The organism is Streptomyces sp. NPDC006309, assembly GCF_040613095.1.
GTDB lineage: Bacteria > Actinomycetota > Actinomycetes > Streptomycetales > Streptomycetaceae > Streptomyces.
Genome location: NZ_JBEXRO010000022.1, coordinates 35,512 through 60,911 on the forward strand (window position 1 = coordinate 35,512; position 25,400 = coordinate 60,911).

The 25,400-nt window shown below is 73.1% G+C and carries 24 protein-coding genes; 12 read left to right on the forward strand and 12 right to left on the reverse strand.

Going from position 1 to position 25,400, the window contains the following annotated elements:
* The first annotated feature begins 44 nt into the window (after positions 1-44).
* Positions 45-1,376, forward strand: a complete 1,332-nt coding sequence (locus ABZ117_RS25440; RefSeq protein ID WP_356824094.1) for an aminotransferase class I/II-fold pyridoxal phosphate-dependent enzyme — start codon at positions 45-47, stop codon at positions 1,374-1,376.
* Positions 1,377-1,946: 570 nt separating this feature from the next.
* Here the strand turns inward: ABZ117_RS25440 and ABZ117_RS25445 are convergent.
* Positions 1,947-2,879, reverse strand: coding sequence for a DMT family transporter (locus ABZ117_RS25445; RefSeq protein WP_356824095.1), 933 nt, complete (start codon positions 2,877-2,879; stop codon positions 1,947-1,949).
* 74 nt (positions 2,880-2,953) lie between these two features.
* Between ABZ117_RS25445 and ABZ117_RS25450 the strand changes: the two genes are divergently transcribed.
* Complete coding sequence (locus ABZ117_RS25450) at positions 2,954-3,856, forward strand: LysR family transcriptional regulator (protein ID WP_356824096.1); 903 nt, start codon at positions 2,954-2,956, stop codon at positions 3,854-3,856.
* A gap of 64 nt (positions 3,857-3,920) precedes the next feature.
* Here the strand turns inward: ABZ117_RS25450 and ABZ117_RS25455 are convergent, their stop codons facing one another.
* The 6 genes from ABZ117_RS25455 to lanL all read right to left on the reverse strand — a co-directional run bounded on the left by ABZ117_RS25455 (position 3,921) and on the right by lanL (position 10,584).
* On the reverse strand, positions 3,921-4,391 hold the full coding sequence (locus ABZ117_RS25455; RefSeq protein WP_356824097.1) for a pyridoxamine 5'-phosphate oxidase family protein: 471 nt from the start codon (positions 4,389-4,391) through the stop codon (positions 3,921-3,923).
* Positions 4,392-4,520: 129 nt separating this feature from the next.
* Positions 4,521-4,997: a Rieske (2Fe-2S) protein gene (locus tag ABZ117_RS25460; protein ID WP_356824098.1), complete on the reverse strand. Its 477-nt coding sequence runs from the start codon at positions 4,995-4,997 to the stop codon at positions 4,521-4,523.
* Positions 4,998-5,288: 291 nt separating this feature from the next.
* Positions 5,289-6,170 (reverse strand): ABC transporter permease, encoded by an 882-nt coding sequence (locus tag ABZ117_RS25465; RefSeq protein WP_356824099.1) that lies wholly within the window; start codon positions 6,168-6,170, stop codon positions 5,289-5,291.
* On the reverse strand, positions 6,167-7,237 hold the full coding sequence (locus ABZ117_RS25470; RefSeq protein ID WP_356824100.1) for an ATP-binding cassette domain-containing protein: 1,071 nt from the start codon (positions 7,235-7,237) through the stop codon (positions 6,167-6,169). Before ABZ117_RS25470 ends, ABZ117_RS25465 begins: the two co-directional genes overlap by 4 nt.
* Before the next feature lie 484 nt (positions 7,238-7,721).
* Positions 7,722-7,874 carry a VenA family class IV lanthipeptide gene (locus ABZ117_RS25475; RefSeq protein WP_356824101.1) on the reverse strand — a complete coding sequence of 51 codons (153 nt, stop codon included), beginning with the start codon at positions 7,872-7,874 and terminating at the stop codon, positions 7,722-7,724.
* Positions 7,875-7,920: 46 nt separating this feature from the next.
* Entirely contained in the window at positions 7,921-10,584 is a 2,664-nt protein-coding gene (lanL, locus tag ABZ117_RS25480) for a class IV lanthionine synthetase LanL (protein ID WP_356824102.1), read from the reverse strand.
* A gap of 421 nt (positions 10,585-11,005) precedes the next feature.
* Here lanL and ABZ117_RS25485 point away from each other — a divergent pair, with 421 nt between their 5' ends.
* The 8 genes from ABZ117_RS25485 (at position 11,006) to ABZ117_RS25520 (ending at position 19,188) form a co-directional block, all read left to right on the forward strand.
* Positions 11,006-11,776, forward strand: a complete 771-nt coding sequence (locus ABZ117_RS25485; protein WP_356824103.1) for a HipA family kinase — start codon at positions 11,006-11,008, stop codon at positions 11,774-11,776.
* Between the two features lie 17 nt (positions 11,777-11,793).
* Positions 11,794-12,222 carry a DUF3037 domain-containing protein gene (locus tag ABZ117_RS25490; protein WP_356824191.1) on the forward strand — a complete coding sequence of 143 codons (429 nt, stop codon included), beginning with the start codon at positions 11,794-11,796 and terminating at the stop codon, positions 12,220-12,222.
* 149 nt (positions 12,223-12,371) lie between these two features.
* Entirely contained in the window at positions 12,372-13,133 is a 762-nt protein-coding gene (gene fabG / locus ABZ117_RS25495) for a 3-oxoacyl-ACP reductase FabG (RefSeq protein WP_356824104.1), read from the forward strand.
* Positions 13,134-13,154: 21 nt separating this feature from the next.
* Positions 13,155-13,916 (forward strand): SDR family oxidoreductase, encoded by a 762-nt coding sequence (locus ABZ117_RS25500; protein ID WP_356824105.1) that lies wholly within the window; start codon positions 13,155-13,157, stop codon positions 13,914-13,916.
* Positions 13,917-14,103: 187 nt separating this feature from the next.
* A complete protein-coding gene (locus ABZ117_RS25505) occupies positions 14,104-15,681 on the forward strand; it encodes an ABC transporter substrate-binding protein (protein ID WP_356824106.1) in 1,578 nt (525 codons plus the stop codon).
* 82 nt (positions 15,682-15,763) lie between these two features.
* On the forward strand, positions 15,764-16,447 hold the full coding sequence (gene ung, locus ABZ117_RS25510; RefSeq protein WP_356824107.1) for a uracil-DNA glycosylase: 684 nt from the start codon (positions 15,764-15,766) through the stop codon (positions 16,445-16,447).
* Positions 16,448-16,606: 159 nt separating this feature from the next.
* On the forward strand, positions 16,607-17,125 hold the full coding sequence (locus ABZ117_RS25515) for a hypothetical protein (RefSeq protein ID WP_356824108.1): 519 nt from the start codon (positions 16,607-16,609) through the stop codon (positions 17,123-17,125).
* Positions 17,126-18,276: 1,151 nt separating this feature from the next.
* Positions 18,277-19,188 (forward strand): Gfo/Idh/MocA family oxidoreductase, encoded by a 912-nt coding sequence (locus ABZ117_RS25520; protein WP_356824192.1) that lies wholly within the window; start codon positions 18,277-18,279, stop codon positions 19,186-19,188.
* On the opposite strand, the gene lnt is transcribed toward ABZ117_RS25520, so the two are convergent.
* Positions 19,106-20,680, reverse strand: a complete 1,575-nt coding sequence (lnt, locus tag ABZ117_RS25525; protein ID WP_356824109.1) for an apolipoprotein N-acyltransferase — start codon at positions 20,678-20,680, stop codon at positions 19,106-19,108. The genes ABZ117_RS25520 and lnt overlap by 83 nt on opposite strands.
* Before the next feature lie 296 nt (positions 20,681-20,976).
* Positions 20,977-21,453, reverse strand: coding sequence for a nuclear transport factor 2 family protein (locus tag ABZ117_RS25530; protein WP_356824110.1), 477 nt, complete (start codon positions 21,451-21,453; stop codon positions 20,977-20,979).
* 92 nt (positions 21,454-21,545) lie between these two features.
* On the opposite strand from ABZ117_RS25530, the gene ABZ117_RS25535 reads away from it, so the two are divergent.
* The gene (locus tag ABZ117_RS25535; protein WP_356824111.1) at positions 21,546-22,157 is read left to right on the forward strand and encodes a DUF4291 domain-containing protein; all 612 of its coding nucleotides are present in this window, start codon (positions 21,546-21,548) and stop codon (positions 22,155-22,157) included.
* A gap of 8 nt (positions 22,158-22,165) precedes the next feature.
* On the opposite strand, the gene ABZ117_RS25540 is transcribed toward ABZ117_RS25535, so the two are convergent.
* The 3 genes from ABZ117_RS25540 to ABZ117_RS25550 form a co-directional block, all read right to left on the reverse strand.
* The gene (locus ABZ117_RS25540; RefSeq protein ID WP_356824112.1) at positions 22,166-22,345 is read right to left on the reverse strand and encodes a hypothetical protein; all 180 of its coding nucleotides are present in this window, start codon (positions 22,343-22,345) and stop codon (positions 22,166-22,168) included.
* Positions 22,346-22,626: 281 nt separating this feature from the next.
* A complete protein-coding gene (locus ABZ117_RS25545) occupies positions 22,627-23,502 on the reverse strand; it encodes an undecaprenyl-diphosphate phosphatase (protein ID WP_356824113.1) in 876 nt (291 codons plus the stop codon).
* Positions 23,503-23,603: 101 nt separating this feature from the next.
* Complete coding sequence (locus ABZ117_RS25550; protein ID WP_356824114.1) at positions 23,604-24,074, reverse strand: helix-turn-helix domain-containing protein; 471 nt, start codon at positions 24,072-24,074, stop codon at positions 23,604-23,606.
* A gap of 106 nt (positions 24,075-24,180) precedes the next feature.
* On the opposite strand from ABZ117_RS25550, the gene ABZ117_RS25555 reads away from it, so the two are divergent.
* Positions 24,181-25,350 (forward strand): thiolase family protein, encoded by a 1,170-nt coding sequence (locus ABZ117_RS25555; RefSeq protein WP_356824115.1) that lies wholly within the window; start codon positions 24,181-24,183, stop codon positions 25,348-25,350.
* Positions 25,351-25,400 lie beyond the last annotated feature (50 nt).

The following is a 25,400-nucleotide window of genomic DNA, read 5'->3' on the forward strand; positions in this document are numbered from 1 at the left end:
GCCTGCGCGTGTCATCGTGATTGCACTAGTGCATAATGTTCTTTGTGCTAGGAGAATATAGGATCAGTGGGCGTGGCGCAGCCGAGATCGCGGCCGACGTCGAACGCGCGGTCGGCACCGGGGAGCTGCGACCGGGCCAGCACCTGCCTGCCATGCGGGAGCTGGCGGCCCGGCTGGGGGTGAACCCCAACACGGTCGCCGCCGCCTACCGCAGCCTGCGCGAGCGCGGCGTGATCGAGACGGCCGGCCGCCGGGGCAGCCGCGTCCGTCCCCGGCCGGCCACCACCGGACGCGAGCAGCTGCGCGTGGAGGTGCCCGCCGGGGGCCGGGACCTGTCGACCGGCAACCCGGACCCGGCCCTGCTGCCCGGCCTGGCCCGGGCGCTCACCGCCGCGGCCGAGGTGGCCGGCCGACGGCCCGTCCTGTACGGCGACGACCCGGTCGACGCGGACCTCGCGCGGGTGGCCCGCGCCGAACTCGACGCCGACGGCGTTCCCGCGGGCCCGCTGGCCGTGACCTCCGGCTCCCTCGACGCCGTCGAGCGCGTCCTGACCGCGCATCTCAAGCCGGGGGACACGGTCGCCGTCGAGGACCCCGGCTGGGGCGGCCTGCTCGACCTGATCCCCGCCCTCGGCCTGCACGCGGCCCCGGTCGGCGTGGACGACGACGGACCGCTCGACGGCCGACTGCGGCACGCCCTGGAGTCCGGCGCCCGCGCCGTGATCGTGACCGACCGCGCGCAGAACCCGACCGGCGCCTCCGTGACCGCCACGCGCGCGCGTGCCCTGCGCGCGGTCCTGCGTGACCATCCGGGGACCCTGCTCATCGAGGACGACCACGGCCACGGAATCGTCGACCTTCCGCTGCATCCCCTCGCGGGCGTCACCCGCCACTGGGCCTTCGTCCGCTCCGCCGCCAAGGCCTACGGTCCCGACCTGCGCCTCGCCGTCCTCGCCGGGGACCCCCTCACCGTGGACCGGGTCCGGGGCCGCCAGCGTCTCGGCCCCGGCTGGGTCAGCCTGCTGCTGCAACGGACCGTGGCCCACCTCTGGACGCACGGCGCGATCGACCGGGCCGCGGTGGCGCGGTCGTACGGCGCCCGCCGGGACGCCCTGGTCGGCGCGCTGGCGGAACGCGGGGTCGCCGCGCACGGCCGCAGCGGCATGAACGTCTGGGTGCCGGTCCCCGACGAGACGGGCGCGGTGGCCCGCCTCCTCCAGGCGGGCTGGGCACCGGCCCCGGGCGCCCGCTTCCGCCTGGCCTCACCCCCGGGCCTCCGCATCACGGTCTCCCCGCTCGCCGAGGAGGACGTCATCCCGCTGGCGGACGCGGTGGCGACAGCGGTACGTCCGTCACCGGCGCGGACCTACGGCTAGGTCGTGTCGTCGAACTTCCGCCGTACGGCCTAGGTCGTGTCGTCGGACTTCCGCCGTACGGCCTAGGTCGTGTCGTCAAATTCCCGCCGTTCGTTCGGAGGGCGGGCTCTGCGGCGTCAGGTGCGTGCTCTCGGCGTGCCGGGTCCTGACTCTCGTACTGGACGTACTCGGGTCGGGGCCCGGTGCGGCGAGAGTGCGTGCATGGCGTCGTGGAGCAGGCGGGAGTTTGACGACACGGCGTAGGGGCGGGCTGTCGAAGAGGCGTGGGCACCGGGGCGGTGCCCACGCCGCCGGGCGCCCCCACGCGCCCCGCCCGCTCGGGCGCCCGGCCCGCTCGGGTCCGACTCGGGCTCGGCCTTCCGCGCCCGGCCCGCTCCGGGGGCCCCACTCGCGTCCGCCCCCGCCCCCCGCTCGAGCGCCCCGCGCCTGTAAGCGAGCCCGCGTCCTGCCCGCTCGGGCGTCTCCGCACCGGGCGGGACGCCGCACCCCACCGCGAGCAGGCCCTGCACTCTCGCCCGCCGCCCCCACGCCCCGCCCGGTCCGGTCCGGCGCTCCGCGTTCGCGTCCCCCTCAGCTCCGCTTCATGCGTATCTGGGTAAGTGCGGCGCCCGTCAGTACGATCACCGCACCCACCGGGGTGCTCCAGTGGAGCGATTCGCCGAGGATCGCGACCCCCGCGGCCGTGGCGATGACGGGGATGAAGTACGTCACCATCTGGGCGGTCGTGGGGCCGACCTCGGCGACCAGCCCGTACTGGAGCAGCACGGCCAGCCCGGTGCCCAGCGCGCCCAGCGCGGCGACGGCCAGCAGCGGCACGAGCGCGAAATGCCGCGGAACATCGGTGAACAGTGGTGTCACCACGGCCAGTTGAACCGTCGCCAGCAGCAGCTGGCCCCCGGTCATCGCCAGATGCGAGTTCCCGGTGCCGGCCAGTGTCCGCCGGACGTAGATCCACCCGACCGGGTAGCTGAACGATGCGAGCAGCGCCAGCGCCGTGCCCTTCGCGTCCAGGCCGTGGAAGCCCTGCCAGGCCCCCAGCACCGTCAGCACCCCGAGGAAGCCGAGCGCGAGGCCGGCGACGCGCACCCGGGTCGGCCGGTCCTCGGAGAGGGCGACGAGGGAAAGGGCCATGCCCCACAGCGGGGACGTGGCGTTACAGATGCCGGCCAGCGTGGACGGGATCGTGAGCTCCGAGTAGGCGAACAGGGAGAACGGCAGGGCGTTCAGCAGGAACGCGGCGACCGCCATGTGCCCCCACAGCCGGGCCCCGCGCGGCAGCCGCTGCCGCTTCACGGCCATAGCCGCCATCAGCACCGCCGTGCCGAACACGAGCCGTCCCAGGGTGACCTGGAAGGGGGCGTACCCGTCCGTCCCCACCTTGATCAGCAGGAAGCTAAAACCCCAGATCGCGGACAGGGCGGCGAAGCGCAGCCTCCAGTCGAGGCGGGCGCGGGCGCGGGCGGGGGATGCGGACCGGGTCGGGGGTGCGGTGATCGTGCTCATGGCTTCAACGATGCGGCAGCGGACCTCGTAGCACAATCGAGAATTTCCACCCGGTACCTCTTAGAATCGCTTACATGTTGAACCTGGAGCGCCTGCGCACCCTCGACGCCCTCGCCCGGCACGGCTCGGTCAGCGCGGCGGCCGACGCGCTGCACGTGACGACCTCCGCGGTCTCGCAGCAGCTGAGCAAGCTGGAGCGGGAGACGGGTCAGCAGCTCCTGGCCCGGAACGGCCGGGGCGTACGGCTCACGGACGCCGGCCGACTGCTGTCGGAGCACGCGGGCCGCATCCTGTCGCAGGTAGAGCTGGCCGAGTCGGACCTGGAGGCGCACCGCGGCCAGGTCGTCGGCGAACTCAGACTGTCGGCGTTCCCGACCGCGGCCCGGGGGCTCTTCCCGGACGCGCTCGGCGCCCTGCGCACCGAGCACCCGGGGCTGCGGGTGCGCTCCAGCGAGCTGGAGCCGGAGCAGGGCATCGCCGGGGTGGTCCGCGGCGATCTCGACCTCGCGGTGGTCCTGGACTGGTACAACAAGCCGATGCCCGTGCCCGACGGCCTGGTCAAGGCGGCCCTGCTGGACGACCCGGCCGATGTCGCCATGCCGGCCGGGCACCCGCTCGCGGACCGGGACGAGGTCGACCTCACCGAGTTCGCCGAGGACGAGTGGATCACCTGGGGCCAGGGCGAGTTCTGTCACGAGTGGCTGATGTTCACCCTGCGGTCCAAGGGCGTGGAGCCGATCGTCGGCCACCGCGCGGGGGAGACCCACACCCAGCTCGGCCTCGTGGCCGCCGGCCTGGGAGTGTGCATCGCGCCGCTGCTGGGCCGCCACCCGGTGCCCGAGGGGGTCGTGCTGCTGCCGCTCAAGCAGCGGATGCGGCGGCACGTGTACGTCGTCTGGCGCGCGGACGCCGACCGGCGCCCCTCCATCCGCGCGGCGGTGGACGCGCTGCGCGCGGCGGCACGGAAGCTGGGCTGAGTCGCAGGGCGTTGCCGTCGGACTCCCGTCGCCCGTGGAGCAGGCGGGAGTCCGACGACACGGCCTACGTCCCGCCCAGCTTCCGGAAGTCCCAGGACACGATCTTCTCCGGGGTGAGCCGGGCCCAGGCGTGCCGGCCGTCGTGCGGCATCTCGTCCAGGCCGAAGTTCTTCCGCGCGAACAGCGTCTCGGCCGTGTCGAGTTCGGCGCACAGCTCGCCCGTGCGCGGGACCTCGCCCACGAACTCCACCCGGCCGGACAGCTCGACCCCGCGCAACTGGTCGTACTCCTCACCCGAGTCGACCACGACCGCCACCCGCGGATCGCGGCGCAGTTGTGTCCAGCGCCGGCTGCGGACCACCGAGTACAGCCACAGCGAGGTGCCGTCCCAGGCGAACCACAGCGCACTCACATGCGGGGTGCCGTCGGACGAGACGGTCGCGACCCGGCAGGTGCGCTGGGCGGTGAGGAACGCGTCCAGTTCGCCGGGCGTCATCATGATCCTCCGGCCCCGGCGCTGCTGCGTGACGGTCATGCTGCCCCCTCTTCTCCCAGGTCGTGCCGGAGGAACGCCCCCCTGCGGCGATCCTCTGGCATCACGTCAGGAAAGGGAACGGTCCGGCTTGCGCTCGGCCCCGGGCGCGCGGGCGGGGCCGAGGCCGGGTCAGGCCAGTTCGATCTGGTCACCGGAGACCGTGATCTTCGCCGGGGGCAGGGCCCGGGTCGCCGGGCCCTTCTTCACGCTGCCGTCCTCCGCGGAGAAGTGGCTGTTGTGGCAGGGGCAGACGATCTCGCCGTTCGCCACGCTGCCCACCGCGCATCCCTGATGGGTGCACTTGGACGAGAACGCCTTGTACGTGCCCGCCGTCGGCTGCGTGACGACGACACCGTGATCCTTGAAGATCTTGCCGCCGCCCTCGGGGATGTCCGAGGTCTTGGCGAGCGCCGTGCCGCCGGCCGGGGAACCGCTGTCCTGCGAGGAGCCGGCGGCGCCGGCCCCGGTGCCGGTGGTGTCGGCCGAGTTGTCGGTCGAGCCGCAGGCGGTCAGCGCGGCGGCGAGCCCCGCCGCTCCGGCCGCCGCCATGACGGTTCGGCGGGCCGGTGCCGGTGCCGTTTCCGGCGGGAGCGAAGCGCTGGTCATGTGGGATTCCCTTCCGCGGAGCCTCTTCGTGATCCGTGATCCGTGATCCGTGATCCGTCATGGGGTACGGCCCTGCGGCGGCGGCCGTTCAGGCGGGCACCCGGATCCCTGCCGCCGGATCACCGGCGGGCCGTGGGCCGCGACTGCGCAGCGGGTGCCGGCCGGACGCCGGCCAACCCCGGTGACCTCGGGCGACACTCAAGAAAGTCACATGAGCGGCAGACAGCTGAGTAGCGGCCGGGACGGCGGTGCCCCCTGCCGGGCGCACGACTGCGGCAGACGCGTCGCTCGTCACTCCGAGCGCTTGAAGCGGTGGGCGGCCCAGAGGAGGGCCAGTGCGCCACCGGCGAGGAGGAGAGCGGCTTCGAGGGGGAGGGGCGGCTGCCAGCCGGCCCATTCGATGCCCCCGACGGCTGCTCGGTCCGGCGCCCGCAGGGCGATGCAGCCGCGGAGCAGGTCCACTCCGTAGGCGATCGGATTGGCATCGGCCAGTGCGCGCGCCCAGCCGGGCATGGTCCGCAGCGGGAAGAAGGCGCCGGAGACGAACAGCAGCGGCATCATCACCAGACCGAGCAGCACGTGGAACGTCTCGGCCCGGCGGAGGCTCACGGCCACCGCCAGGGCCAGGGCGGTGATGGTGAAGGAGGCCAGGACCATGCTGACGAGAAGCAGCACCAGGAGTTGCGGGTCGTAGGGCAGACCGGCGGCCCCGGCCAGGCCGAGCAGTACGGCGCCCTGGGCCGTGGCGGCCAGGGTGCCGCCGATACAGCTGCCCAGGAGCAGGGTGGTGCGGCTGACCGGGGCCATCAGGAGTTCACGCAGGTAACCCCTCTCCCGGTCGTTGATCAGGCGGACGCCGACAGTGATCGCCGGCATCTGCACCGTCATCATCAGCATCCCGGGGAACAGGTACGTCCGGTAGCCGACGCCCAGTGAGGCGCTGGGGATGAGAGCGGCCAGGCCGCCTCCCAGGATGAGGAGGTAGAGCACGGGCTGGAGCAGCATCAGCGCGGTGTGGGTGCGTTGGCCGGCCAGGCGGAGCAGATCGCGGTGGACCAGTGCGTGGACCGCGCGCAGCTCGTGCCGTAGACGTGCCGGCCGTTCGCTGCCTGAGATGCCGGAGGGGCCCGAGGGGCCGGAGGTGTCCGAGGTCTGGAGTGTGAGTGTGGTCATGGGCCGCCGTCAGCTTCTGCCGTGCTTGCGCGTGGGATGGGAGTGGTGGCCGGAGTCCGGGCGGGTTGCGTGGCCTGAAGGCTGCGGCCGGTGTGGTGGAAGAAGACATCGTCGAGCGTGGGCGCGGTCGCGGAAGCGGCGTGCACGGCGACGCCGTGTCCTTCCAGAGCCGCGCACAGGCGGGGGATCCAGGTGCTGCCGTCGGGCGCCCGCAGGCAGACCCCGTCGGCGTCCACGGTGATGACGCAGTTCGACGGCGCCGTCCGGCGCACGACCCGTCGTGCGGTCGCGTCGTCGCTGGTGCGCAGCACCACCCGGTCGTCCCCGATGGCGGCCTTGAGCGCGGCGGGCGCGCCCTGCGCCACCAGCCGGCCGCGGTCGATGATGGCGATCCGGTCGCAGTTCTCGGCCTCCTCCAGATAGTGGGTGGTGACGAAGAGGGTGCTGCCGTACCGGTCGCGCAGTGCGCGCAGGTGCTCCCAGACCTGGGCGCGGGCGTAGGGGTCGAGTCCGGTGGTCGGCTCGTCCAGGAACAGCACCCGGGGTGCGTGCAGGAGCCCGCGGGCGATGTCCAGGCGGCGCCGCATGCCGCCGGACAGGGTGCGTACGGGGGAGCTCCGCCGGTCGGTGAGGGCGACCATCTCCAGCACCTCGGTGGCGCGCCGGCGGGCGTGGCGTCGGCGCAGCCCGTACAGGCGCGCGTGAATGTAGAGGTTCTGGTCGGCTGTCAGGTCCGGGTCCATGGCGCTGTGCTGGAAGAGCATGCCGACCTGTTGACGTACCTGGTGGGGTTGGGTGAGCACGTCGGCACCGGCCACCGTGGCGTGACCGGCGGTGGGCCGGGCCAGGGCGCAGAGCAACGCGATGGTGGTGGACTTCCCGGCGCCGTTGGGGCCGAGGAAGGCGAAGGTCTCGCCTTGTGGCACGTCCAGGTCCAGGTCGCGTACGGCGTGGGTGAGGGTGCCCTCCGGCCCCGGGTAGCTCTTCGTCAGACCACGGGTGCTGATGGCGTACGCGGGCTCGGGGGCGTGCTGGGTGGCGTGCGGGCTGGTGAGGGGAGCTGTCATGAGGGCTGCCCGGGTGCGATCGTCTCCACCGGCATGCGGCTGCCTGCGGGTCCGACCCCGTCCACCGGTAGGCACCGGGCGCGCCCCGCCCCGGGCGGGCGGTGGAACCCGGTGCCGGCCGGGAGCCGTCGCGGGCAGGGGACAGGGGGACCGGCGCCCTGGCGGCGCTGACGGCCGATGGTGCCGGTGCGCTGGACGGGCGGGACCGTTCCCTCGGCGGTCGGAGCGGTACGGATGTACGGGCGCGGGGCCAGGGGGCTCATGTCGTCTCGTCGGCCTTACCGGTCGTGGGAGCAGCTGGGTCGCGGTCGCGGAGGCACGGGGCAGCTGTTGCGTGAGGCTCTCCGGTGCTTCTCGCGCGGTCGTGGAAGGCGGCGGAGGCTGTTGGCCGGTGGGACGGCCGCGTCCCGGATCCGGCCGTCACTCCGGCCGGCGGCTGTCCGGGGCTGCCCGGGTCAGCTGCCGGCCGAGTGGTGCCACCGGACTAGCAGGTCATGCCGATGCAGATGGTGTTGAGGGCGGTCAGCAGGCCGACGCAGACACAGGTCGCGGCGAACGGCGTTCCGTCGACGCTGACGGGGTCGGTCTCGGGAAGGGCGTGCAGCCGGGCCAGCAGTTCGAGGTCCTGGTTCTCCATGGGTTTCTCCTTCTTCTGTGGGGGTGGCGGCAGAACTCCCTGCCGCTCAGGCCGGCAGCTGGACCATCCAGTGCCGGGGGTCGGCGTGGCGGATCCGGAGGAGGAAGGCCAGGATTCCGGCGCTCCCGTCGCTCCAACTGGTCGAGACGTCCCCGTACTCGTTGGGGAAGACCACGTGGCCCTGGCGGTGGGCCCGTTCGGCGACGATGAGGCGGGCCAGCTCCGCGGCCATGGCGTGGTAGGCGGGGTCACCGGTGGCGTCGGCCATGTCGAGGAGGAAGTCGCCGTTGCCCGCCAGCCCGTGGCACTGGGTGAGCGCGGCGCAGGAGGCACGTTCCGTGACGGCGTGCGCGGCTCGGCGGGCGAGATCGCCGAACGTCTCCTCGCCGGTGACCTGCCACAGCCGGACGAGGAAGGTGCCGACGCCCGCGGCGCCGTGGCACCAGTAGGGGGCCGTGGGCACATCCGTGGCCTGGGCGGGCCAGTGGGCCGTCGGGCCGGTGAGCACAGCGCTGGCCACCAGGTGCTCGCCGGCCTCCACGGCCAGTTCCAGGTGCTCGCGGCGTTCGGAGACGGCCGCGGCGGCCAGGAGGAAGAAGCCGATGCCGGCCGTTCCGTGGGCGAAGCCCAGGTAGCGTTTGCCGGGTTCCTGGGAAAAGGCTTCCGCGGGAACCGCCCAGCTGACTCCGGACTGTTTACGCTCAGCGGCGGCGACCAGCCGGTCCGCGGCGGCGACGGCCAGTTCGGCGAAGCGTGCGTCGCCGGTGCGGTGATACAGGTGCAGGGCGGCGAGTCCGCTGCCCGCGGCGCCGTGGGTGATGTCGTGGCTGGGCGTGGACTGTTGCGGTGCCAGGGCCAGGGCCAGCGCCTGATCGGTGAGTTCGCGGTCATCGATGGCGCGTCCGGCGTCGTACAGGGCCCAGGCGGTTCCGCGGCCGCCGAAGTGCAGGCCGGGGCGGGTGGCGCCGCTCTCGGCGCGACGTGCGATCCAGTGGCCCGCGGTGGAGATCAGCTCCGGCAGGCGGGGGTCGCCGGTGAGTTCCCAGTACCGCGTGAGCACCGCCAGGACGCCGGCCGCGCCCTGCTGCACGGTGCAGGGGTCGCTCTCCCCGGCCGTGGTGGACACGGGCCACAGCCGCCGGTCGTCGGCCGGGGTCATCGAGTCGATGAGGTGGCTGACGAGCCCGGCCACCGGATCCTGGAGGCCGCCGTCCCGGGCCGGGCCGGCGGCGGCGTCGCACACCGGCCGTGCCGGAACCGCCTTCCGGAGAGCCTCTCGGGCCCTGCTCGGGGCCCAGCGCTCGGCAGGATCGTCCTTCATCAGGCCGAGCAGCATGTCCGCCAGACCGTCCGGCAGGCGCAGCGGCCCGGTGACAGCGGCCAGCCATGCGGCGAGCCGCTGTTCCGCGGGCCGGCCGGCAGGCTCCTCGGGCAGCAGGTTCGGCACCTTCCCGGCCAGGACGAAGCACGCGGTGGCGCCCAGGCTGTAGTAGTCGGCCGTCGGGGAGACGGGTGCGCCGGTGAGGCGTTCGGGTGCGCTGAACCCCGGGGTCCCCAGGCGCGTCGGCCGGGGGGAGTCGTCCTCCAGGACCGCGAGTTCCAGGTCGATCAGGCGCAGTTCGCCGTCCGGGCGGACCATGACGTTGCCGGGTGTGAAGTCCCGCAGGACGCAGCCGTGGGCGTGGGCCGCGGCGACCAGGTCCACCAGGCGTGCCACCAGGGCCAGCGCGTCGGCGCGGTGACGCTCGCCCCCGAAGTCGCGGGAGTGCTCGGCGACCCAGGTGCGCAGGGCGACCCCCGGCACCTCCTCCTGCGCCAGGAACAGGTGCCCGCCGTGCTCGAACAGGCCCAGCGGCTCCGGAGCGAGCCCGAGGCCCTTGAGCTTCTCCAGCGTCCGGGCCTCGGCGCGCAGCCAGTCGCGGACATCGCGGCCGGCCGCGTCGGCCTCCACGTGCGGCCGGGTCTCCTTGATCACCACGGGAGTGCCCGTGCGGACGTCGGTGCCCCGGTAGACGCCGCCCTTGTTCGTGTGCCGGATCGCCTCCCGCACCGCGAAGCGGCCGCCGAGCACCACCGGGCCGCTCGCCGCCTCCGCCGGACGCGGCGGGACAGGCACCGCGGCGGGGAACGGGCAGACCGCCCAGTCGGGCGGGGAGTACTGGCCGGTGCGCTTGTCCTCCACGGGGTTGCCGTCGGGATCCTCGATGAACCACACCAGCAGGCCGTTGTCCGCCAGCCGCTGCCTGCCGACGAAAGAGCCGTAGCGGTAGTGCACCAGGCTGTGTGCGGCGTAGGGGTGGTCGGACAGGATCCGGGGGCCGGCCAGCCCCGCTGTGGCCCGGTGCAACTCCTGGGCGAGCCGGGCCGCGTCGGCGTCGGAGCGCGGGTAGACGGTGATGAACTTGCCCGAGTTCCCCCGGGGGGTCGCGCGGGTGTTGAGCGCGCTGACCTGGTCGAGCGACCGGGCGAACTTGAACGCCGACTCCTCCGGAAGCAGTACGTCCAAAGCCTTCGCGAGGACCGTCGGCGCGGACGCGGCCGTCGCCGACAGATGCAGCTTCCAGCCCTGCTCGCGCCGTGTCCCGGACCGGGGTGTGACGAGGCACCACATCCCGTCCGTGTCGGCGGTCCAGCGCGCTTCCGTGGCTGTGGCGTGCAGCGCTCGGTCGAGAAGGCCTTGCAGGTCGACTTCGGTGGTGTGGCTCGTCATGCGTGTCCCTCCGAACGGCGAGAACCGTTGGTGGAGACGTGCCCCGATGGCATAGACACACCAACACACACCCGACCGGATTCATCCCATCCGGTAAGCGTGTGGTGGTGTTTTCCCCACCCCAGGAGCGCGCCCGGCGCAGGCAGAGATGAGCGGGCGTATGCGCCGGACGGCAGTCGCCGTCCCGGCGGCCGGCCGCCGCTCGCGGAGGGGGCAAGGCGGAGTCCGTCGTGTCCCTGGCCCGCCGGCTCGGGCGCTCCTCGCGGGTGATCACCCTCGGTTACTATGCTCACTTCACGCCCGAGGCCGGGAGCGACGGGCGACCGGCCGCCGACGGGCTGCCGGGGGAGCCACGGACCACCGCACTCCGCCCGAGGTGGATCTTGTATTGCAAGTCTGAAGAGACGGATGGCCCGGGGAAATGCTGAGAGAGGTCACCGCGACCCGCTACATCACGCCCCTGCGGGAGGGCGGTTCGCTGCCGGGGCTCGTCGAGGCCGACGACCTCGGCACGTACGTCATGAAGTTCACCGGCGCCGGACAGGGCCGCAAGACGCTGGTCGCCGAGGTGGTGTGCGGTGAACTCGCCCGGCGCCTCGGATTCCGGATGCCCCGCCTCGTCACCGTGGGGCTGGATCCCGTCCTCGGGCTCGGCGAACCCGACCAGCAGGTGCAGGACCTGCTGCGCAACAGCGGCGGCACCAACCTCGGCATGGCCTTCCTCTCCGGCGCCCTCGGTTACGACCCGCTCGCCTTCCCGGTGAGCCCCGAGGAGGCCGGCCGGATCGTCTGGTTCGACGCGCTGATCAACAACGTCGACCGCTCCTGGCGCAACCCCAACCTGCTCGTGCACCGGGGCGAGCTGTGGCTCATCGACCACGGCGCCACGATGATCTGGCACCACAACTGGCCCTCCGCCGAGGCTTCCGCGGCCCGCGCCTACGACGCCGGCGACCACGCCCTCGCCCGGTTCGCCCCGGACGTGAGCGCCGCCGCGGCCGAGCTGGCGCCCCGGGTCACCGAGGACCTGCTCGCCGAGGTCACCGCCGAGATCCCGGACGCCTGGCTCGCCGGTGAGCCGGGCTTCGACACCCCGGACGACCTGCGCCGGGCCTACATCCGGCCGCTGCTGGCGCGGGCGGCCGTCATCGCCGGGCGCATCACCGGCATCGGCACCGAGGAGGGCAAGTGAGCGAGCGCCACATCCACATGGCCGGCCATGTCACCGAGCGGCACATCACCCGCGCGGGCCAGGGCGGCGACCGGGACGTGTTCGAGTACGCGCTGCTGCGGGTCGTCCCCCGGGTGGAGCGCGGAGAGTGCGTGAACGCGGGTGTGGTCGTCTACTGCCGCGCCCGGCAGTACGTCGGCGCCCGGACCCACCTGGACGAGACGCGGCTGCTCGCGCTGGACCCGCGGGCCGACGTGGCCGGGGTCCGGGCGGCGCTCGGTGCCGTGGAGAAGGTGTGCGCGGGCGGGGCGGAGGCCGGGCAGGCGGCCCGGGACGACGCCGGGCGCCGGTTCCGCTGGCTGATCGCGCCCCGTTCCACGGTCGTCCAGCCCGGCCCCGTGCACACCGGGCTGACCGCCGACCCGGCCGCCGAGACGGAGCGGTTGCTGGACCTCCTGGTGAGGTAATGGATCACACCGGCCGGGTGTGCCGTTGACACCGGGTGCCAGGGCTTCTAGCGTCACCTGTGCTGAAGGTACTAAGCGGTCGCTCACCGCTTGAGGGGCTCTCTCCCCGGGAGTCCCGGCAGTTCTCTCAAGGGCGAGGAGAAGCAGCAATGTCCACCACTGAACAGCGGGTCGCGGTAGTCACCGGCGCGGCGCGCGGCATCGGCGCCGCAACCGCCGTACGACTGGCCGCCGAGGGCCACGCGGTCGCCGTGATCGACCTCGACGAGGCCGCCTGCAAGGACACCGTCGAGAAGATCACCGCGGCCGGCGGCAAGGCCGTCGCGGTCGGCGCGGACGTCTCCGACGAGACGCAGGTCGAGGCGGCCGTCGCCCGGATCGCGGCGGAGCTGGGCGCCCCGACGATCCTCGTCAACAACGCGGGCGTGCTCCGCGACAACCTGCTGTTCAAGATGAGCGTCTCCGACTGGGACACCGTCCTGAACGTCCACCTGCGCGGCTCCTTCCTGATGACGAAGGCCGTCCAGAAGCACATGGTCGACGCGGGCTTCGGCCGGATCGTCAACCTGTCCTCCTCCTCGGCGCTCGGCAACCGCGGCCAGGCCAACTACTCCGCCGCCAAGGCCGGTCTCCAGGGCTTCACCAAGACCCTCGCCATCGAGCTGGGCAAGTTCGGTATCACCGCCAACGCCGTCGCGCCCGGCTTCATCGCCACCGAGATGACCAAGGCCACCGCCGACCGCGTCGGCATGGGCTTCGAGGACTTCAAGAAGGCCGCCGCCACCCAGATCCCGGTGCAGCGGGTCGGCGAGCCCGAGGACATCGCCAACGCCATCGCCTTCTTCACCGGCGAGGCGGCCGGTTTCGTCTCCGGCCAGGTGCTGTACGTCGCCGGCGGACCGCTCGACTAGGGATTCAGAGGTAGCACGGACATGACTGAACTCCCGGAGCTGTCCGGCAAGGTCGCCCTCGTCACGGGCGCGAGCCGCGGCATCGGCTACGGCATCGCCGAGGCGCTGGTCGCCCGCGGTGACCGCGTGTGCATCACCGGCCGCAACGAGGACGCCCTGAAGGAGGCCGTCGGCACGCTCGGCGCCGAGCGGGTCATCGGCGTCGCCGGCAAGGCCCACGACCTCGACCACCAGAGCGAGGCCGTCCAGCGGACGATGGAGGCCTTCGGCCGCGTCGACTTCCTGGTCAACAACGCGGGCACCAACCCGGTCTTCGGCCCCATCGCGGACCTCGACCTGGAGGTCGCCCGCAAGGTCTTCGAGACCAACGTCGTCTCCGCGCTGGGCTTCGCCCAGAAGACCTGGCACGCCTGGCAGAAGGACAACGGCGGCGCGATCGTCAACATCGCCTCCATCGCCGGCCTGTCCGCCTCGCCGTTCATCGGCGCCTACGGCATCAGCAAGGCCGCCATGATCAACATGACCCAGCAGCTGGCGCACGAGTTCGCGCCCGGCGTCCGGGTCAACGCGATCGCGCCCGGCGTGGTCAAGACCAAGTTCGCGCAGGCCCTGTACGAGGGCCGGGAGGAGGAGGCCGCGGCCCCCTACCCGCTCGGCCGGCTCGGCGTGCCCTCCGACATCGGCGGCGCCGCCGCGTTCCTCACCTCCGGGCAGTCCGACTGGATCACCGGTCAGACGCTCGTCGTGGACGGCGGCATCTTCCTCAACGCCGGCGTGCACTGAGCATCCCTTCCGGGCGCCGATTTTCGGACGGATCGGCGCCCGGAACACCGCCGGCAATCCGCAGAGCGGACTGACAACGTCGTCATCGCCCAGTCGATCGAGAAGGCCTGTTTCCGGGGAGGTTCAGGGGGCCGGACGCTGCGGTATGGTCTGCCGACCTTGGTATGGCAGATCGAGGAGCGTGCGCGTGTTCAACCGGAACCGATTCCTGCGAAGAGTCGCGGCGATCGCGTCCATATCCCTGGTGGCCGGCTGCGGCCTGCTGTCCGACGGCGACCCCAACAGCCAGGGGCCGATCGTCGTGGGCACCACCAGCGCCCCCAGTACGCTGGACCCGGCCGGTGCCTGGGACGGCTCCTGGGAGCTGTACCGGAACATCTTCCAGACGCTCCTCGCCTACCCGAACGGGGCCACCACCCCCCAGCCGGACGCCGCCCAGAGCTGCGCCTTCACCGATTCCACCAGCCGCGTCTACCGCTGCAAGCTGCGCGCCGGCATGAAGTTCTCCGACGGCGACCCGCTGACCGCCCAGGCCGTGCGGCACTCCATCGACCGCATCCGCACCATCAACGCCTCCGGTGGCCCGGCCGGGCTGCTCGGCAGCCTGGACCGCGTCGAGACCTCCGGTGACCGCGAGATCGTCTTCCACCTGAACAAGTCCGACGCGACCTTCCCGTTCGTGCTGGCCACCCCCGCCATGTCGATCGTCGACCCCGACGACTACCCGGCGACCTCCCTGCGCAAGGACACCTCGGTCCACGGCTCGGGCCCGTACAAGCTGGAGTCGTACGCGGAGGACGAGAAGGCCGTCCTGGTCCGCAACGGCAACTACCGGGGCTTCGCCGAGCCGCAGAACAACGCGGTGACCATCCGCTACTTCCAGGACTCCGCCGCCATGGTCAAGGCGCTGCGGAACAAGCAGATCGACGTCACCTACCGCGGTCTCGCCGCCGACGACATCCTCGCCCTCCAGCAGCACAACACCGGGGACCTGCAACTGGTCGACGGCGCCGGCACCGACATCAGCTACCTGGTGTTCAACCCCAAGGACCCCTGGGCCAGGCAGCCCGCCGTGCGCCGGGCCATCGCCCAGCTCGTGGACCGGGGCGCGATCGCGCACAAGGTCTACAAGGACACCGTCGACCCGCTGTACTCGATGGTCCCCAAGGGCCTGACCGGCCACGCCACCGGCTTCTTCGACGACTACGGCGACCCGAGCGTCCCCAAGGCCCGCAAGATCCTCTCCGACGCGGGTATCACCCGGCGGGTCCCGCTCACCTTCTGGTACACCACCGACCGCTACGGCTCCGAGACCGGCCGGATGTTCCAGGAGCTGAAGCGGCAGCTGGAGGACTCCGGCCTGTTCAGCATCACCCTGCGAAGCCGCCCCTGGAAGAGCTATGTGGTCGGCTACCAGAAGGGCGAGTACCCGGTGTTCGGGCGCGGCTGGTTCCCCGACTTCCCGGACGCGGACAACTTCATCGCCCCGTTCGTCGGCGAGCACAACGCGCTCGGCACGCCCTACCCCGCCAAGGAGATCACCGGCCGGCTGCTGCCCCACGCGCGCGCGGAGAGCGACCGCGCCCAGACCGTGAAGGACGTGGAGCAGGCCCAGCAGATCATGGTGAACGACGCCCGGCTGGTGCCGCTGTGGCAGGGCCGGCAGTTCGTGGCGGCCAGTGACGACATCGCCGGCGGCGAGCAGGCCCTCGACCCGTCGACGATCATGATGATGTGGACGCTGCACCGCAAGACCAGCTGGTGAACCGCCCTCGCAACACCGGTTGTCAGTGGTCGCCTGTAGGTTCGGACGCCTGGAAGTGACCGCACATCGTGAGGACGTTGACGTGACCGACACCGCCATGCTGCCCGAGTCCTGGCGCGGGGTTCTGGGTGACGAGCTACAGCAGCCCTACTTCAAGGAGCTGACCGAGTTCGTCGAGGAGGAGCGGGCGAGGGGGCCGGTGTATCCGCCGCGCGAAGAGGTCTTCGCCGCGCTGGAGGCGACGCCGTACGAGCGGGTCAAGGTCCTCGTCCTGGGCCAGGACCCGTACCACGGCGAGGGCCAGGGCCACGGCCTGTGCTTCTCGGTCCGCCCGGGCGTACGGACCCCGCCGTCCCTGCGGAACATCTACAAGGAGATGCGGGACGAGCTGGGACTGCCCGTCCCGGACAACGGCTATCTGATGCCGTGGGCCGAACAGGGCGTGCTGCTGCTCAACGCGGTCCTCACGGTCCGGGCCGGCGAGGCCAACTCGCACAAGGGCAAGGGCTGGGAGAGGTTCACCGACGCCGTCATCCGCGCGGTCGCCTCCCGCCCCGACCCGGCGGTCTTCGTGCTGTGGGGGAACTACGCCCAGAAGAAACTCCCGCTGATCGACGAGACCCGGCACGCCGTGGTCAAGGGCGCGCACCCCTCGCCGCTGTCCGCGAAGAAGTTCTTCGGCTCCCGCCCGTTCACCCAGATCAACGAGGCGATCGCCCGCCAGGGCCACGACCCGGTCGACTGGCGGATCCCGGACCTCGGCTGACGGCTCGCGCGGGCGCGGCCCGGGCCCGGGCCGCGCCCGTCCGCCGGCGGCCCGTTACCGGCCGTCCGGGGCGGCCTGCCGGGGATTGCCGGCGGCGCCGGTTAGCGTCGGGACAGACGGCTGACCGGACGAACAGCCGACGACGGCCTGGAGGACGCGGTGGCGGAGCGACGGGAACAGGCGGCGCCCGATGGCGTGCTGACGCGGATCGGGCAGGTCGTGATGCTGCACCACGGCGGCGACCGCGAGGAGGCCCGCAGCCGCTTCCTGGACCTGTGGGCGGAGGTCGGCGAGGACGGCGCCCCCCTGCACCGTTGCACCCTCGCCCACTACCTGGCGGACACCCAGGACGATCCGGCGGACGAACTCGCCTGGGATCTGCGCGCGTTGTCGGCGGCCGAGGAACTGTCGGACGGCCGGGCGGCCGACGGCCCGGACAGCGTCCGGGGCTTCCTGCCCTCCCTGCACCTCAACCTGGCCGCCGACTACGTCAAGCTGGGCCGCACCGACGCGGCCCGCAGCCACCTGCGCCGCGCCCGCCGCGCCGCGAGCCACCTGTCGGACGACGGCTACGGCACGGGGGTGCGGTCCGCGATCAGCCGGCTGGAACTCCGGCTCGGCCAGGACGGCACCCCGGATGACGACGGCTGGTCACCCCCGCGGCAGCGCCCCGGTTAGCGCACGCCGACCCGGTAGCGGCTCGGACACCGGTGCCTCAGTGCCCGTACGCCCGTTCGCAGACCAGGGCCTGCGGGCTGTCCTTGTGCCAGCCGCCGTACCGCTTGCCCAGAGCGCACATCTCCCCGCCCGTCGGGAGCCGGGAAGGCAGGGGCCGGCCTGACAGCTCGGCGGGCAAGCGCCAGGGCCGGCCCGGGTGCGGGGGACCGGGTGGAAGCGGCGGCCGGTGCCCGGCCGGGGGTGCGCTCCCCGTCCGGAGCGGCGCCTGGGTCCCGGAGCCTCCCGGGTGGCGGGACGGTCCGGCCGGCTCCAGTGCCTCCCGGGGCGGTGCCTGCGCCACCCGGGGCACCGCGCTGCCGTCCGGCCGGCGCGCCGCCGGCTGCGAGGAGACGGTGCCCGGTGGCGGTCCGGGCGCCGCCGGATGCCGCACCGTCACACAGCCGGTGAGGGCCGAGACGGCCACGGTGACCAGAAGCGCTGCGGTCGTCGTCGTTCGATGCACCCGGGCCACTCTGCTGGGTCGGCGCCCGGCCCGGCACCGGGAAACCGGGGCCGGTACCCTCGCACGGGTGGACTCCTGCCCCGTACGGCGGCGCTCCGGGTACCGGAGATGACGCTCGGACGGCGGCTTCCTGCCCCGCGCCCGGCACATCGGCGGGCCGCGCCACGTCGCCGGGCGCGGCCGGAGAGCCGTGGAGCCGGAACATCCCCGCCGGCAACTCCCGCAGTCCGGCCCGGATCTCCTCCGGGCCCGGCACCCGCGCTGAAGGAACCGGCCGCGCACGAGCCATCGCCCTCCCGCCGAGCGCGGCCACGTGCACGCCTGCGCGGCGGTCATGTCCCCGGCGGGGGAGCGGGCACCGGACGACGCGAGCACCGAACTGCCGCACCGCTACGGCGGCCTGCACCACCCCGTCCCCGCCGCGATCGCCGCCACCCGGCTGCCGCGTACGACCGCGATCGCCCGCCGGGCCGGCAGGGCCGCTCGCGTCGACATGGCCGGCCACCGTGCCGTCGTCGCCGTACGCGGCGCCGGTGATCGCGGCCCTGCCGCAGGCCGGACCCGCGCCGGTCCTGCGCGGCTTCGCCCGGCCGGCGGCCGCCGTATGCTGCCGGGGACGCGCACATCGGCGAGCGGTAGGGGAGAGCACGTGAAGGTCGGCTGCATCGGACTCGGGGACATCGCGCAGAAGGCGTACCTGCCGGTGCTGGGCACGCAGCCGGGGATCGACCTGCACCTCCAGACCCGTACGCCCGCCACTCTCGACCGGGTCGCCGACACCCTGCACCTGCCGGCGGAGCGGCGGCACGCCACCCTGGACGCGCTGCTCGCCGCCGGACTCGACGCGGCCTTCGTGCACGCCCCCACCACCGTCCACCCCGAGATCGTCACGCGGTTGCTCGAGGCGGGCGTACCGACCTATGTCGACAAGCCGCTCGCCTACCGCCTCGAGGACTCCGAACGGCTCGTGGACCTCGCCGAGCGGCGCGGTGTGCCGCTGGCCGTCGGCTTCAACCGCCGGTACGCCCCCGGGTACACGCAGTGCCTTGACCACCCGCGCGAGCTGATCCTCATGCAGAAGAACCGGATCGGGCTGCCCGAGGAAGCGCGCTCGATGATCCTGGACGACTTCATCCACGTCCTGGACACCCTGCGCTTCCTGGCGCCCGGCCCGGTGGACGACGTGACCGTCCGGGCCCGCGCCGAGGGCGGGCTGCTCCACCACGTCGTCGTCCAGCTCGGCGGCGACGGCTTCACCGCGCTCGGTGTGATGAACCGGCTCAGCGGCTCCAGCGAGGAGATTCTGGAGGTCTCCGGGCAGGACAGCAAGCGCCAGGTGCTCAACCTCGCCGAGGTGATCGACCACAAGGGGCAGCCGACCGTGCGCCGGCGCGGCGACTGGGTGCCGGTGGCCCGGCAGCGCGGCATCGAGCAGGCGGTCCTCGCCTTCCTGGACGCCGTCCGGGCCGGGAAGACGCTCAGCGCCCGGGACGCGCTGGCGACTCACGAACTGTGCGAACGGGTCGTACGAGCGGTGCAGGACCGCTGCGGCGCAGCCTGAGCGCCCGCGCCCACTCGGTCACGCACAGCACGGCCAGCACCAGGAGCGCGGCGGGCACCGGCCAGTCCCCGTAACGGGCGTACGGCGTGACACCGTGCGCGAGCGGTACGTCGTACACGCGGGCGGTGTCCGCGCCGGTACCGAGCCACGGCCCGAGGCGCTGCCCCTCCGGTCCGTAAACCGCCGACACACCCGTGAGAGTGGCGTGCACCATCGGGCGGCCGGTCTCCGCGGCGCGCAGCGCGGCCAGCGAGGCGTGCTGCTCCGGTGCCCAGCTGTGCTGGAAGGAGGAGGTCGAGGACTGGCCGAGGAGCAGGTCCGCGCCGTCCTCGGCGAGATGCCGGCTCATGTCGGGGAACGCCGTCTCGAAGCACACCAGCGGGCCGATCCGCAGCCCGTGCCCCACGTTCATCACCGTCTGTCCGCTGCCGCGCCGCCGGTCCTCGCCGGCCGCCCGGCCCACCGAGGTGACCCAGCCGAGCAGGGAACGGGCCGGTATGTACTCGCCGAACGGGACCAGCCGCATCTTGTCGTACCGGTCGCCGGTCAGGCCGTCCGGGCCGACCAGGACCGAACTCTTGTAGATGCCGGGCCGGTCGGAGCGGCGTGCGTCCACGTTCACCAGCACGTCGGCGCCGGTCCGCCGGGCGAGGGCCGCGAGCCGCCGGGCCAGGTCCGGCCGGTCGTCCAGGTCGAAACCGACACTGGACTCGCCCCACACGACCAGGTCGACGCCCTTCCCGGCGAGCCGCCGGGTCAGCCGCTCCTCCCGGTCGAACCGCTTCTCGCCGCTGTCCTGCCCGGCCACGACGCCCGGCTGGACGACGGCGACCCGCACCCGCCCGTCGACCTCCGGGCGCGGCGCCCACGCCCAGGCGGCCGAGGCCGCGGCGGCCGTCGCGACCAGCGAGGCCACGGCCCGCACGCGTGCGGCACGAACGGAGACCAGCACGGCCGCCGCCACGTTGACGGCCACGACCAGGAAGCTGAGCAGCCACACCCCGCCGACCGAGGCCAGCCGCAGCGCCGGACCGACCTGCCACTGACTGGAGCCCAGCATGCCCCACGGCCCGCCGAGGCCCTGCCAGGAGCGGACCAGTTCCACCGCCAGCCAGGCGGACGGCAGCACCAGCAGCGCGGCGGCGCCCCGGCCCGGCGACGGCGCCCCGCCGAGCAACCGGCGCACCAGCCAGCCCCAGGGCGCCCAGAGCGCGCCGAGCAGGATGGCTATCAGGAAGATGAACACGTGCAGGCTCGGCAGCAGCCAGTGGTGCACGGCCAGCAGGAAGCCGAAGCCGCCGCACCAGCCGTCGTACGCCGCTCGCCGCCCGGTCGGCGCCGAGCGGGCCAGGAGCAGCCACGGCACCAGGGCGACGTACGCGAACCACCACAACGACGGCGCCGGGAAAGCGAGTACGGGCAGGGCGCCCGCGAGGGCCGCGGCGCCGGAGCGCGGCCAGGGGGAGGTCAGGCAACGGTCGATCATCCTCATAGGGACCCTCCCTACCCAGCGAATGCTCCAGTGTGCGTGGCGGAGCGCGATCTCCGGCAGGCCGGGTCCGGAACCGGTGCCCCGCACGGCCCGGTCCGGGCAGCGGCTGCGGGCCGTACGCGGCCGGGCCTCCCGGTGTCCGAGCCGCTGGGTCGTGCCGTCGAACTCCCGCTGTTGGCCCGGAGGGCGGGCTGTGCGGGGTCGGGTGCGTGCTCTCGGCGTGCCGGGTGGACGCACCCGGGTCGGGGCCCGGTCCGGCGAGCGTGCGTGAGCAGGCGGGAGTTCGACGGCCCGGCCTAGGAGGCCGGCGCTTCCCCGGCCGGCGGCCGGCGCCACTGCTCGTGCGCGACGGCCTCGCACAGCCGCCAGCCCTCCCGGGTGCGCAGCAGGGCGAATTCGTAGCGGCCCCCGGACACCAGGTCCGGCGCGGCGGGGGTGCCGGCGTCCGTCCACCGTGTCGGGGTGAGGTAGTCGGCCCGTACCCGGGCGGTGTCGCCGGTGTCGTGGTCCAGGAGGCCGAACCGTACCCGCCGGTTGACGATCAGATGCTGGCGGACGGCGGACAGCGCCGTGTTCCCGGCGAGCCAGCCGGCGACCTGGCCCGCGGCACCCTCGATGCCGCCGGCCGAACGGTAGTCGGCCCGCCCGTCCGCGGTGAACAGCCCCTCGTACGCCGTCCAGTCACCGTCGCCCACCGCCACGGCGTACTCGGTGACCAGGTCGTCCACGGCCAGCCGGTCCATCACGATCGCGAGTTCCGCACGCTGCGTCATCGGCACAGTGTTGGGCACGGGGGACGCGGCGCCAAGAGGGACGCCCGATATTCGGTGGTGCGCGGTGCGGCCGGCACCCGAACCTTGTCCCCGTGAACGAACAACTCGTCGAAACCGAGCCGAGGTTCCGTGTCCGGGCCCGGCACACCGAGTCCACGGTCGTCGTCTACCAGGCCTACCGCCCCGAGATCGGCCGACCGGCCGCCCGCACCGGACGCTTCCCGGCCACCTGGAAGCGGGACCGGATGACCTGGATCAAGCCGTCCTTCCTGTGGATGATGTACCGCTGCGGCTGGGGCACCAAGGAGGGTCAGGAGACGGTCCTCGCCGTCGAGGTGCGGCGGGAGGGGTTCGAGTGGGCCCTGCGGCACGCCTGCCTGTCCCACTACGCTCCCGCCCTGCACCCGGACCGGGCGGCCTGGAAGCGGGAACTGGCCCGCAGCCCCGCCCGCGTCCAGTGGGACCCGGAGCGCGATCTGCACCACAACCCACTGCCGTACCGGTCGTTGCAGCTCGGGCTGGGCGGGGAGGCGGCCGTCCGGTACGCCGACGAGTGGATCGTCGGCATCGAGGACGTGACCCCGCTGGCCGTGGAGATCCGTGGCCTGGTGCGGGCGGGCGAGAAGGAGCGGGCGAGCCGGCTGCTGCCCGGGGAGCGGCCGTTCCCGGTGGCGGACGAGGTGCTGGCGCGGCTGCGGGCGTAGGCGGCGGATCAGGCCGCCTCGACGACCCGCCCGCGGACCGCGGCCGCCCATTCGACCACCAACAGCTCGTACTTCGCGCGCTCCTCGGCCGACAGGGTGCCGCCCGCGCGCAGCCACAGCGCCCGGATCTGGTCGTTGACCTCGGCGGCGGACCGCACGGAACCAGGGGGCAGGGAATCGGGGGACATGCGGGCCAGCCTAGGGGCAGAAGCTGACCCTGCGCCACCGAATGGCTACCCAGCAGGTATGGGCTCGGTCACCGCCGGGGCCCGCGCCGCACACCAGTTCCCGTCCGTCCACCCAGCCCAGGAGGCATATGCCGCTCCGGGCCGCCGGGCGGAAGGGCGCGGGAGATGGCCGAAACGGCAGTGGGGAGCGGGGGCCGCTCCGGGGCGGGCGCCGGCCGGGTGCGCCGCCGGGGAGCGGGGCGCAGACGCGCGACGGGCTCCAGGGACCGCCGGGCCGCCGATCAGCTCGCGGACTGGGCCGCGTGCGGGCTCAGGACGCCCGCCGAGACCAGGGCGATGATGACGATGCCGAGGGCGACGCGGTACCAGACGAACGGCATGAAGCTCTTGTTGGAGATCCATTTCATGAACCATGCGATCACCGCATATCCGGACGCGAACGCGATCACCGTGGCCGACAGGGTCGGCCCCCAGGCCACTTGACCCTCGCCGAGCGAGTCCTTCACCTCGAACGCGCCGGAGGCGAGGACGGCCGGGACGGCGAGCAGGAAGGAGTAGCGGGCCGCGGCCTCGCGCCGGTAGCCCATGAACAGGCCGCCGCTGATGGTCGCGCCGGAACGGGACACGCCGGGAATCAGGGCGCAGGCCTGGCACAGGCCGAAGACGAGACCGTCCTTGACGCCCAGGTCGTCCAGTGTCTTGCGCTGCTTGGGCGCGCGGTGCCGGCCGCCGGTCTCGTCCCGGGCCGCCAGCCGGTCGGCGACGCCGATGACCACGCCGACGACGACGAGCATGGTGGCGGTGATCCGCAGATCGCGGAACGGCCCCTCGATCTGGTCCTTCAGGGTCACGCCCAGCAGGCCGATGGGTATGGAGCCCACGATCACCAGCCAGCCCATCTGCGCGTCGTGGTCGCGGCGCACGGCCCGGTCGGACAGTGACCGGAACCAGGCCGCGATGATCCGGCCGATGTCCTTGCGGAAGTAGATCAGCACCGCCGCCTCCGTGCCGATCTGCGTGATCGCCGTGAAGGCCGCCCCGGGATCCTCCCAGCCCGAGAACGCCGCGGTCAGCCGCAGATGCGCGCTGGAGGAGACAGGCAGGAACTCGGTCAGTCCCTGGACGAGTCCGAGGACGAGGGATTCAAACCAAGACATGAAGGTACGGCGTCCAAGCGCTGGGGAGAAAAGGTGATCATGTGACGACCGAAGCGTAGCGGGCCCGGGTGGCAGCGCGGAAACAGGGGACGGGAGCGCTCTCAGGCGGCTGTGGGGCCCGTCACGGTCCAGCCCGGGGCCTGCGGATGGGCCGTCAGATCCTCGTGCCGCACGGGTTCGCCGCATGCCTGGCAGGTGACCACCGGCACCAGTTCGTTGCCGCAGACGTGCTCGACGGCCATCGGCAGGCCGGTGCCCCGGCGGACGTGGCGGTCGCCCCACTCCTTGAGGGTCATCAGGACCGGCTCCAGCTCCAGTCCCGCCTGCGTGGGCCGGTACTCGAAGCGCTGCGGGCGTTCGCTGTAGAGGCGCTTGGTGAGGATGCCGGCCTCCACGAGCCGGCGCAGCCGGGTGGCCAGGATGTCGCGCGGGGCGCCGATGTTGCGCACGAGCTGGTCGAAGCGCCCGTTGCCCAGGCACACCTCGCGCAGGACGAGCAGCGAGTACTTCTCGCCGACCAGTGCGAGGGCGTCGGCGATGGAGCAGGGGCGCGGGTCCTTCGTGGCGGCCATGCGCCCAGTCTAGAGGAGGGTTGGAATTTCCAACTCACCGGGTTATGGTGAGTCCGGATTTCCTACTCACCAGTAGCCCGTCCGATCACCGCAGGAGGCCGGACCCATGCGTGACGCCGTCATCGTCGAAGCCGTACGCACCCCCGTCGGCAAGGGCAAGCCGAACGGCTCCCTCGCCCACGTCCACCCCGTACAGCTCCTCGCCCACACCCTGCGCACCCTGGTCGAGCGCTCCGGCGTCGACCCGGCGCTGATCGACGACGTGATCGGCGGCACCGTCGACCAGGTCGGCGAGCAGGCCATGAACACCACCCGGTACGCCGTCCTCGCCGCCGGCTTCCCCGAGTCCGTGCCGGCGACCACGGTGGACCGCCAGTGCGGCTCCTCCCAGCAGGCCGTGCACTTCGCCGCGCAGGGCGTCGTCTCGGGCGCGTACGACCTCGTCGTCGCCTGCGGTGTGGAGTCGATGAGCCGGGTGCCGATGTGGTCCAACGTGCCCGCAGGCGCCGACCCGTTCGGGCCCGGTGTCGCCGAGCGCTACCCGGAGGGCCTGGTCCCGCAGGGCATCAGCGCCGAACTCATCGCCGCCAAGTACTCCCTCACCCGGGCGCAGATGGACGAGTTCGCCGTCTCCTCCCACCGCAAGGCCGCCGCCGCGTGGCGGGACGGGCTGTTCGACGACGAGATCGCACCGCTGGACGGCGTCGCCCGCGACGAGTGCGTCCGCCCGGACAGCACCCCGGAGATCCTCGCCGGCCTCCGGCCCGCCTACCACGACCCCGGCTTCGCCGAGCGTTTCCCGCAGATCGAGTGGAACGTCACCGCGGGCAACGCGAGTCCCGTCAACGACGGCGCCTCCGCCGTCCTGATCGCGTCTGGCGAGACCGCTGCCCGGCTCGGCCTGCGTCCGCTCGCCCGGCTGCACAGCTTCGCCGTGACCGGTTCCGACCCGCTGCTGATGCTCACCGGTGTCGTCCCGGCGACGGAGAAGGTACTGCGCAGGGCCGGTCTCAGCCTGGCCGACATCGACCTGTTCGAGGTCAACGAGGCGTTCGCCGCCGTGGTCCTGGCCTGGCAGCAGGAGACCGGCGCCAGCCTCGACAGGGTCAACGTGCACGGCGGCGCGATCGCCCTCGGCCACCCGCTCGGCGCCAGCGGCACCCGGCTGACCACGACCCTGGCGCACGCGATGCGCCGACGCGGCGCCCGGTACGGCCTCCAGACCATGTGCGAGGCCGGCGGACTCGCCAACGCGATGATCCTGGAAGGAGTCTGAGCCGGGAGACCGCCCCGCGACACCGGTGCGACCCGAAGCAGCGGTGCCGG

What these genes read in the sequence shown, in the direction of transcription:
- ABZ117_RS25545 (WP_356824113.1), bottom strand. Translation starts at nt 23,502, where the DNA reads ATGTCTTGGTTTGAATCCCTCGTCCTCGGACTCGTCCAGGGACTGACC.
- ABZ117_RS25470 (WP_356824100.1), bottom strand. Translation starts at nt 7,237, where the DNA reads ATGACAGCTCCCCTCACCAGCCCGCACGCCACCCAGCACGCCCCCGAG.
- lnt (WP_356824109.1), bottom strand. Translation starts at nt 20,680, where the DNA reads ATGAGGATGATCGACCGTTGCCTGACCTCCCCCTGGCCGCGCTCCGGC.
- ABZ117_RS25540 (WP_356824112.1), bottom strand. Translation starts at nt 22,345, where the DNA reads ATGTCCCCCGATTCCCTGCCCCCTGGTTCCGTGCGGTCCGCCGCCGAG.
- ABZ117_RS25465 (WP_356824099.1), bottom strand. Translation starts at nt 6,170, where the DNA reads ATGACCACACTCACACTCCAGACCTCGGACACCTCCGGCCCCTCGGGC.
- ABZ117_RS25550 (WP_356824114.1), bottom strand. Translation starts at nt 24,074, where the DNA reads ATGGCCGCCACGAAGGACCCGCGCCCCTGCTCCATCGCCGACGCCCTC.
- ABZ117_RS25490 (WP_356824191.1), top strand. Translation starts at nt 11,794, where the DNA reads ATGGCCGGCCATGTCACCGAGCGGCACATCACCCGCGCGGGCCAGGGC.
- ABZ117_RS25500 (WP_356824105.1), top strand. Translation starts at nt 13,155, where the DNA reads ATGACTGAACTCCCGGAGCTGTCCGGCAAGGTCGCCCTCGTCACGGGC.
- ABZ117_RS25555 (WP_356824115.1), top strand. Translation starts at nt 24,181, where the DNA reads ATGCGTGACGCCGTCATCGTCGAAGCCGTACGCACCCCCGTCGGCAAG.
- ABZ117_RS25455 (WP_356824097.1), bottom strand. Translation starts at nt 4,391, where the DNA reads ATGACCGTCACGCAGCAGCGCCGGGGCCGGAGGATCATGATGACGCCC.
- ABZ117_RS25445 (WP_356824095.1), bottom strand. Translation starts at nt 2,879, where the DNA reads ATGAGCACGATCACCGCACCCCCGACCCGGTCCGCATCCCCCGCCCGC.
- ABZ117_RS25475 (WP_356824101.1), bottom strand. Translation starts at nt 7,874, where the DNA reads ATGGAGAACCAGGACCTCGAACTGCTGGCCCGGCTGCACGCCCTTCCC.
- ABZ117_RS25485 (WP_356824103.1), top strand. Translation starts at nt 11,006, where the DNA reads ATGCTGAGAGAGGTCACCGCGACCCGCTACATCACGCCCCTGCGGGAG.
- fabG (WP_356824104.1), top strand. Translation starts at nt 12,372, where the DNA reads ATGTCCACCACTGAACAGCGGGTCGCGGTAGTCACCGGCGCGGCGCGC.
- lanL (WP_356824102.1), bottom strand. Translation starts at nt 10,584, where the DNA reads ATGACGAGCCACACCACCGAAGTCGACCTGCAAGGCCTTCTCGACCGA.
- ABZ117_RS25450 (WP_356824096.1), top strand. Translation starts at nt 2,954, where the DNA reads ATGTTGAACCTGGAGCGCCTGCGCACCCTCGACGCCCTCGCCCGGCAC.
- ABZ117_RS25460 (WP_356824098.1), bottom strand. Translation starts at nt 4,997, where the DNA reads ATGACCAGCGCTTCGCTCCCGCCGGAAACGGCACCGGCACCGGCCCGC.
- ABZ117_RS25530 (WP_356824110.1), bottom strand. Translation starts at nt 21,453, where the DNA reads ATGACGCAGCGTGCGGAACTCGCGATCGTGATGGACCGGCTGGCCGTG.